The sequence below is a fragment of the Streptomyces sp. NPDC006339 genome, from assembly GCF_040612775.1.
Classification (GTDB): Bacteria; Actinomycetota; Actinomycetes; order Streptomycetales; family Streptomycetaceae; genus Streptomyces.
Genome location: NZ_JBEXQW010000119.1, coordinates 1 through 1685, shown reverse-complemented (window position 1 = coordinate 1685; position 1685 = coordinate 1). Strand labels below are relative to the sequence as shown.

General features: G+C 71.3%; 4 protein-coding genes. 3 read left to right on the top strand and 1 reads right to left on the bottom strand.

The window, feature by feature from the left end:
• The first annotated feature begins 36 nt into the window (after window positions 1-36).
• The 3 genes from ABZ135_RS38745 (at window position 37) to ABZ135_RS38735 (ending at window position 895) form a co-directional block, all read left to right on the top strand.
• Complete coding sequence (locus ABZ135_RS38745; RefSeq protein ID WP_356703118.1) at window positions 37-318, top strand: hypothetical protein; 282 nt, start codon at window positions 37-39, stop codon at window positions 316-318.
• 87 nt (window positions 319-405) lie between these two features.
• The gene (locus ABZ135_RS38740) at window positions 406-597 is read left to right on the top strand and encodes a hypothetical protein (RefSeq protein ID WP_356703115.1); all 192 of its coding nucleotides are present in this window, start codon (window positions 406-408) and stop codon (window positions 595-597) included.
• A gap of 58 nt (window positions 598-655) precedes the next feature.
• Complete coding sequence (locus tag ABZ135_RS38735; protein ID WP_356703113.1) at window positions 656-895, top strand: hypothetical protein; 240 nt, start codon at window positions 656-658, stop codon at window positions 893-895.
• Here ABZ135_RS38735 and ABZ135_RS38730 read toward each other — a convergent pair.
• Window positions 892-1527: a hypothetical protein gene (locus ABZ135_RS38730; RefSeq protein ID WP_356703111.1), complete on the bottom strand. Its 636-nt coding sequence runs from the start codon at window positions 1525-1527 to the stop codon at window positions 892-894. The genes ABZ135_RS38735 and ABZ135_RS38730 overlap by 4 nt on opposite strands.
• Window positions 1528-1685 lie beyond the last annotated feature (158 nt).

Genomic DNA, 1685 nt, shown 5'->3' with positions numbered 1-1685 from the left:
CTTGTTTTAAAACAAGGAAGTTGAGAGGATGGAGTCATGCCCGACTCCCCGCAGGAGGAAGTCGACGAGACGGGAGGCCCGGACTTGATCTCGTTTGCGGACATGCCCGCGCGCCTGGAGGCCGCCGGCCTGAAGAAGGTCAGCGCGCAGCGGTGTCGCCAGCTCGCTGAGGAGGATCCGGCGTGGCCGGTGCCGATCGAGAAGGCTATGAAGGTGGGCCGCATGCGGCTGTTCGACTGGCGGGTCATCGAGCCGTACTTCCGCGCCCGTACTTCGCGGCAGGGGCAGCGCACGGATCTCCATCGGCCGGCCGAGTAGCCACGCAGCCGTGAGCCCCCGCTTAGCCGACGTGCATGAGCGGGGGCTCTGTCGTGTCCCGGGCCCGGTCGCTGCGGTTGTACGGGCATGGACACCTTCGAGCCGGTCACCGGCGACTACCCCAACGAGGAGCGGCTGCCGCTTCTCCTTCTCAGCGAGGCCGAGGAGATCATTCGGCTTCTTCGGCTTCTGGAGAACCATGTTTCGCCGGAGACGGCGTTCGCCGCTGGGCAGATGATCGGCGTGCTGGCGTCTCGCCTGCCAGCCCGGGGAGAGTAGGCACCCGTCCGGCCCTGTCCGGATGCGTCCGGGCCCGTCCGGATCGAGCGTGGGCCGTATGAGCGACGAGGAGCACCAGCCGGTCGTGGTGGTGATGCCGCCGGACCCGCAGGACGGTGGCCGGACGGTCCGGATCGATGACGTGATCTCCGGCCGCGCGTTCAAGTTCCCCGACCTGATCGAGTTCCTGCGGCGGGCCGGCTGGCTGGAGGAGACCGGGTGGCCGTCCATCGAGTGGCGTGGCGGCGGCCCCGAGGACTGGCCGGGCGAGTTCTCGGGGCCGAAGCGGTCGGTCTAGGCGGCGACGACGCCTGTCTCGGTCCAGTAGGCGCCGCAGTGGCGGCAGTGGGCGGTGGGTTGGTCGCCGGCTCCGCCCGAGATGACGATCCGGCCGCCGCACTGGCACGCGTGGTCCTCGGAGAGTTCGTGGGTGTCGTGGGCGAGGTCGAGGGCGTGCTCGATGCGGCGCAGGGACTCCGTGGCGACGTGGCCGAGGTGGCGGTGCTGGGGCTCGGTGAGGGCGCGGCCGGGCCAGAACACACCCTGCGCGCGTGCGGACAGCCAGAGGGCCGTCCAGACGGCGCCGCGGGGCTTGCCGGTGTAGTGCCAGCGGTGCGGGTGGGAGGTGCGCACGTCGTGCTGGTTGGTGGCGGCGATCTGGGTGGCGGTCTCGTGGAGCGCGGCTTCGACGGTGCGCATGGTGTCCATGATCCGCAGGTTGACGGGGACGGGCCGGGTGCCGAGCTGGTCCGGGGAGCGCTCCAGGGCGCGGAGGGCAGCCGCTTCGGCGATGTCGTACTGCTCCAGGGCCTGGAGGTAGCCGCGGAGGCCGAGTCCGAAGCCGGTGATGGTGGCCGGCTGGCCGAGGGCGTCGTGGAGGTCGGGCCAGAGGGTGGCGATGCGGTGGAGTGCGGTGGCGGTGGTGGTCATCGGTGCTCTCCGTGGCGGGTGGGGCGGGTACGGTGAGGGGCACCGTGTGGGGCGCGCCCGCAGGGTCTTGGCGGACTGGGCGCGCCCCATCGCTGTGTGCGGTCAGGGGCCGGGGCAGAGGAACGGGTACGGAGGGTTCGAGCCGGTGCAGGCGGGGC